This is a genomic window from Gemmatimonas sp., assembly GCF_031426495.1.
GTDB lineage: Bacteria > Gemmatimonadota > Gemmatimonadetes > Gemmatimonadales > Gemmatimonadaceae > Gemmatimonas.
Genome location: NZ_JANPLK010000058.1, coordinates 1 through 6,297, shown reverse-complemented (window position 1 = coordinate 6,297; position 6,297 = coordinate 1). Strand labels below are relative to the sequence as shown.

The 6,297-nt window shown below is 65.8% G+C and carries 6 protein-coding genes; all 6 read right to left on the bottom strand.

Annotated elements, in window-relative coordinates; all coding sequences use genetic code 11:
* Positions 1-59: 59 nt before the first annotated feature.
* Positions 60-638, bottom strand: coding sequence for an ECF-type sigma factor (locus RMP10_RS14690; RefSeq protein WP_310570955.1), 579 nt, complete (start codon positions 636-638; stop codon positions 60-62).
* A gap of 33 nt (positions 639-671) precedes the next feature.
* Complete coding sequence (locus RMP10_RS14685; protein ID WP_310570954.1) at positions 672-3,407, bottom strand: serine/threonine-protein kinase; 2,736 nt, start codon at positions 3,405-3,407, stop codon at positions 672-674.
* Positions 3,408-3,472: 65 nt separating this feature from the next.
* Positions 3,473-4,000 carry a GAF domain-containing protein gene (locus RMP10_RS14680; protein WP_310570953.1) on the bottom strand — a complete coding sequence of 176 codons (528 nt, stop codon included), beginning with the start codon at positions 3,998-4,000 and terminating at the stop codon, positions 3,473-3,475.
* Positions 3,997-4,317: a hypothetical protein gene (locus RMP10_RS14675; RefSeq protein WP_309672571.1), complete on the bottom strand. Its 321-nt coding sequence runs from the start codon at positions 4,315-4,317 to the stop codon at positions 3,997-3,999. Before RMP10_RS14675 ends, RMP10_RS14680 begins: the two co-directional genes overlap by 4 nt.
* Before the next feature lie 92 nt (positions 4,318-4,409).
* Complete coding sequence (locus RMP10_RS14670; protein ID WP_310570952.1) at positions 4,410-4,898, bottom strand: hypothetical protein; 489 nt, start codon at positions 4,896-4,898, stop codon at positions 4,410-4,412.
* A gap of 186 nt (positions 4,899-5,084) precedes the next feature.
* Positions 5,085-6,095 carry a PEP-CTERM sorting domain-containing protein gene (locus tag RMP10_RS14665; protein ID WP_310570951.1) on the bottom strand — a complete coding sequence of 337 codons (1,011 nt, stop codon included), beginning with the start codon at positions 6,093-6,095 and terminating at the stop codon, positions 5,085-5,087.
* Between the last annotated feature and the right edge of the window lie 202 nt (positions 6,096-6,297).

Here is a 6,297-nt window from a genome sequence, read left to right as displayed (position 1 = left end):
ACATAGCCCTTACACCGACCCTGACCCCTTGCACGCCTCTTGAACGCCCCTTGAACGCCCTAATGCTCCAACTGCTGCAACGTGTGATGCAGCAGCAGCCGTGCTTTCCGCCAATCGCGTTGCACGGTACGGTCGGACACGCCGCGCAACTGCGCGATCTCCACGAACGAGAAGCCGGCGAAGAAATGCAGATCGACGAGTTCGGCCAGCGCGGCGTCGGTGGCGGCGAGTTGATCGAGCGCGTCTGATAGCTCGTCGAGCGCGCCCGCCGACTCGCCTACCGCTCGCGCCGGCACATCAGTGTCGGCACTCGTGATGTGGAACTCGCCACCGCGCTTCGTGGCCTGCCGGCGTCGCACGTGATCGATCACCAAGCCCCGCATCGCGCGCGACGCGTACGCGAGAAAATGCGCACGATCGGGAAACTGATCGCCCTCGCGGTCGCGCATGTTCAGATACGCTTCGTGCAACAGCGTGGTCGTGCCCAGCGTGAGCGCACCATCACTGCCGCGCAGTTGACGCTGGGCAATCGCGTGAAGCTCACGATACAGCGCACCATACAGCTCGCCGACCGCCGTCGGATGGCCGCTGGCGGCATTGCGTATCAGGGTAGACAGCGGAACCGACAGAACACGCACTCCGTGGAGAGGATACGCCGTAAGATAGTCGGCCTATCGGGCCGCGAGTGCCGCTTCGAGTGCTCCCGCCAACGTTTGCGCATCGCGGGTTGCCGCGTGACCAACGCCCAGGCCATACCGCAGCGCCGTCTGCGCGCTGGCCAGCGTGGAACGCGCTGACGTGCTATCGCCGAGCAGGAGTTGCGCCCGCGCACGCACCAACATGGAGAGCCCCATGTCGCCGCTCTGCGTTGGCTTGTGACCCATGATGCCTTCCAGCCGGACGGCGTGCGCGGCCAGCGAATCCGCCGCGCGGGCGTTGCCGGTGGCCAACGCGGCGCGTGCAGCGCGATACACCACGCGGTGATACGGCGGCGCGCCACGTCCATTGGGAAACCCGCGCTCGGCCAACGCCGCCATGTAGGCGGGGAGCGAACGATCGGGTTGCCCGCGGGCATCAGCGATGCGCGCATCGAGCATCGTGAGGGTGCCGGCGCCGAGCGAATTCGCCTTGGCGAACTCCTCGCGCCGTATAGTCGCCGGCGCCACACGTCCGGCGTCGGCCAGCGTGATCACCAGCTGCGACAAGGCCCAGCTGGTGCGGAAGTTGTCTTTGGAGCGACGCGCGTCGAGCACGGCGCGCTCCAGTACTGCCACCGCCGAATCGGGTCGGTCGAGTGCCTTGGCGATCTCGCCGGCCAGCACCGACACGTACGGCGGGACTGCGGTAGAATCGATCCGGCGCGCCAACGCAATCACGTCACGCAACGCGGAATCGGCCGACTGCATCTCGCCCAAGTCACGCAAATCAGTGGCGGCGCGTTGACGCGCGCGCAACATCAGAATGCTGCTGCCGCGACCCGTGCGCTCCAGTGTATTCGCCCACCGCAGCGCCACGTTGTACGCGTCGCGCACCCGATTGTTGTTGTGGTAGGTGTCGGTAAGTTCGCTCAACAACGACGTAAACGTGGCCGACGACGTATCACCCGACGCTTCGGCCACCGCCAGTGCCCGCTCGCCATATGTAAGCGCGCTGTCGGCCGGGCCAAGCTCGCCCACGATTCGCGCCCGTGCCATGAGGCAGGGCACCTGTGCGGCCGCGGTGGCGGGGCGCATCTTCGCGATCGCGGCGTCGCCGGCATCCACGAAGGGCCGTGAGACGGCGGTGCTGTCGGGGTCGCGCGACACCAGCAACGCCAACGAACATTGCGCCCGACTTTCCGATTCGAGATCCCCGCTGCGCACCGCCAGCTCGCGGGCGCGCTCGAGCAGGGCGCGTTCTGATGCGGCATCGTCGATGGCTTCGAAGCTCGACGCCAAGTCGAGCAGCATGCGCGACGCAAAACGCGGATCGGCCGCGTAGTCGCCCTCGAGCAGCGTGCGCGCCCGCGTCATGAGCGTGGCCGGCGTGAACGGCTCGCCGGTGGGCACCGCTTGCACGAGCGTTTGCAAAAAGCCGTTGGCGGCCGTGGCGCGTCGTTCCTCGAGCAGGGCGAGATCACGCTGCTTGCGGGACTCATCGCGCTCGGTGCGGGCCACGATGGATTGTTGCGCCGTGATCACCGTAGCCGTGAGCAGTGCCGCCACGACACCGGCACCAACGGTCACGCCGAGCCGGTTACGTCGCACGAACTTCTGCGTGCGGTACCACGTGGACGACGGTCGAGCCTTCACCGGCGCATGTCGCTGAAACCGTGCGATATCGTCGGAAAGCGCAGCCACCGACGCGTAGCGCTGCGACGGATCCTTCTCGAGCGTCTTGGCCACGATCACATCGAGATCGCCGGCGTAGAGTTTGCGCAGCTTCTCATCGGCCACGACCGCACTCATACGTCGCGGCATCGTGGCGGCCACGGCCTGCAGCATGTCCACCGCCGACCGCGAGTCTCCGGCCGTGGGATGACGGCCCGAGAGCAGCTGATAGAGCAGCACGCCCAACGCGTAGATGTCGGTAGCGGTGGTGATCGGACCACCGGACACCTGTTCGGGGGCGGCGTATTCGGGCGTGAGTGGTCCACCGCCCACCCCCGTGATCTCGACCGGATCGGAGCCATCGGGGGCGGCCTCGAGCAGCTTCACGATACCGAAGTCGAGCAGCTTCACCGCGCCATCGGCCGTGACAAGAATGTTCGACGGCTTGAGATCACGGTGTACCAGCAGCGACGCATGCGCATGCGCCACGGCGGCGAGCACCTGCTGAAAGAGCGCGAGACGCGCATCGGGATCGAGCTTCCGTTCGTCGCACCAGCGATCGATGCGCGTGCCGTCTACGTACTCCAGTACGAGGTACGGCTGTCCGTCATCGGCCACGCCCGCATCGGTGAGACGCGCGATGTTGGGGTGCGTGAGCTTGGCCAGCGCACTGCCTTCACGCTGAAACCGGCGTATACCGTCGTTCGACAGGCGCGACAAATGCGGCAACTTGAGCGCGGCCACGCCGTCGTAACGTCCATCGCTGCGCCGTGCCAGCCACACACTGCCCATGCCGCCCTGTCCGAGCGGCCGCTCGAGGGTGTAGGCACCAAGGCGACGTCCCACGAGTGCGTCCGGCGCTACCGCGTCCGGGGCTACCGCGTCCGGCGTGAGCTCGTGGCTGGGCGAGTCGGCCAGAAAGCGATCGGCGTCCATCCCCGCCTCAGCGGCCAGTAGCGCCTCGAGACGAGCGGCTGCCTCCGGTTGCTCGTTCCGCAATGTCGCCAGCCAGGCCGAACGCGCATCGCCCGTGAGGGTGAGCGCCTGATCGAGCAGCGGCGACAGCTCGGCGAGTTCACGGGAGGAATGGGACGCCATCGGCAATGAAGAGAATTGGACGCCAGCGGGATAACGCGGAGGCCGAGGCCTCCCAGTAGCGGAAGTTACGCGTGGGGCACGGCGGCACTAGCCCGCCCACGACGTTCTTCGATCCGCGCCACCGTCGTCTGTGCCATCTCATGCAAGAACGCGACTTCATTGGCGGTGAAGGTGCGCTCTTCGAGTCCGACCACGCAGAGGTTGCCCAGTACATAGCCGCGTGACGAGATCAGCGGCACGCCGGCATAGCAACGAACACCGTCTTGAACGACCAACGGATTCGTGCGGTGATAGGCGTCTTCGGTCGCGCGCTCCACCACGTACGCTTCGCGGGTACGAACCGATGTGGCGCAGAACGACCACTCCACCGGATGGCCACCGGTTTCGCCGAGCCAGAGTCCATCGAGTCCATGTGAGCCGGCCACGTGGAGCGCGTCATCGAGCACGACGCTGATCAACGACACCGGCAGCGAGAGGTGCGTCGCGGCACGAGCGGCGACGTCTTGGAGAATCGGATCGACGTCGGCAGAGAGCAGATCGAGGTCGGCGATCTCTTGCAGGCGCTCCATCGCGTACAGCGGATCGGCGGTCATGATGCAGCGCTCGTGGATGCGGAAGCGGGAGTGAGGGGCAGGCCGTAGTACGTGCGGATGCGGATTTCGATCGAGCGCGCGACGGTGGCGGCGGCTCCGCCCTGCAGCGCGAGGGCCGCGGCTACGTCGCGCAATTCCTCACCCGGTTGTACGAAGCCGGGCCGCAGGTTGACCTGAGCGCACGCCTGCGCCCAGCGCTCATCGGCCTTGATAGCGCCGAACACGCGTTGCATGGCTGCGCACGCGTCGCGCTCGGAGGGTTCGACCAGATTGTATCCGGGGATCGTGTTGGCCGGAGATGGCGCGGTATTCGTCATGCACGCACGGTCGGAGAGTATGGCAGAAGTGCCAAGTGATGACGCGCCGCGCCCCCGATGCGCAACCGGTCTCCGCGGTCACGCACGCGCGCTTAGTGATTGTTCATGTCACCATCGAGGAGGGCATCCAGCTCGTCGTCGATGTCTGATGGCAGCACGAGGTCTGAAAGATCCTCATCATCGAGCAGCACCCGCTCGTCGTACTCGTAGTCGTTGGGGTACTCGATCACGCGGTCGTGATCCGCCAGCATGAGCGCGAGCCGAAAGGTGGCCAGCACCCGCAGCGGGATCTTCTCGAAGGTCTCGAGCCACGCGTCGGTGTGGGGTGCGGCGACGGCCCAAGTTATGGTGGGCTCGTGGTCGCGCATGGTGAGCAACAGGCGCCCGAGTGCGGTGCAGAGTTGGTCGACTCGGCCCGCGCGCTGCTGGTCGAGGATCATTTCAATATTGAAGGATTCACTGCCATTGGTGACCGCGATGGCGCTCGCGGTCGGCGTGGTCATGGTCCAACCGTCGTCTGCCGGGAACCGGTGTTTGCGCAGTGCTTTCTGTAGCTGCTTCGGCGTGAGCCTTTTGGTCATATCCCTCCGGGGCGAATAGGAAGGATACGGGTGGGGTCTGACAGTTCTGCGTTGGGGCTGGGAGAGCAACTGCTACGACAACAGCTCGACGCGAAGATCGCGGAGCACGCGAAGGGCGCGAAGAACAGCAACAACAAGCATTTCTCTTTTGCTGTTCTCCGCGCGCTTCGCGAGCTTCGCGTGAACCTACGGACTCCGCCGCCGGCCCCGCACCACCAGCACGCCCGCCAGCCCCAGCGCAACGAGCACCGTCGTTGCCGGCTCGGGCACGGTGGTCGGCGCGTACACCGCGCTACCTAGGCGGAAGCGCACATCGGAGTAGGTGGCTTCGGCGATGAACAGCGTCCTACCGGCATCCGGCGTGCTGATGGCGCCGAGTCGGTTGGTGGTGCCGAGGTTGATCGTCGTCCAGCTCACACCATTCCAGCGCGCCAGCAGACCGTTCTCGCCCGACACCAGCACGTCGTTCGGACCGAGCGCCTTAACACCCCACAAGCCAACGTTTCCAAGCGACGGCAGCTGCGTCCACGTGGTGCCGTTGAAGAACATGACGATGCCGTTGTTGCCCACCGCGAAGAGATTGCTGGCCGACGTGCCGTCCATGGCCACGAACGCCGCGTTCACGCCGGTGTTCATCGACGTGATGCTGGTGCCGTTGTAACGCAGAATGCGACCGTTGTAACCGCCCATGAACACATCGTTCGAGCTGAAGCCGGTCACGGCCAACAGACGGTCGGTGTTGAACGCCGTGCTCAATCCAGTATTCACGGCGTTGAAGCCCAGCCCCGTGTTGCGATAGAACGTGCCGTCGCCCACCACGAACACGCCGCCGTCAGCCGCAACGAACGTGTTGAATAGTTCGCCGGATGAGTTGAGCACGTTTGTCCACGTAGTGCCGTTGAACTGAAGCAGATTGCCCGACTGATAGCCCTGCTGACCCGCGCTGTAGATCGCGCTGCCGGGGGCGCCGCTCACCGTGTAGCGATTCGCGCCGGCGGGTTGCGTCTGCGACGAGAACGTCGTGCCGTTCCACCGGAACAGGCAGCGGTAGCAGCCCGTGAGGTACACGTCGGACGTCGATGCGGCGAACAACGAGGGCAGCGAGGAGTTGACGTTGCCGCCGTCGGGTGAGAAGCCGGCGCTGACCAGCTGCCAATTCCAGCTGGTTGGGGTGCCGTCGGCACGCGCGGTGGACATTGGACCGGCGAGAACGGCGATCGCGACGGCCGCTGTTCGGGATCGAGGTGGTCGTGCGCTAGCGGCGTTCAAGGGCGTTCAAGGGGTCAGAGTCGTTGGTAGCCGGGGTTTAAACCAACAGTACCCCCGGACCAGAGGGGGGGGGTATAAAACCCCAACCGCCGCAACCACACGGAAAGCATCGCGCCCCCCCAGCCCCCCC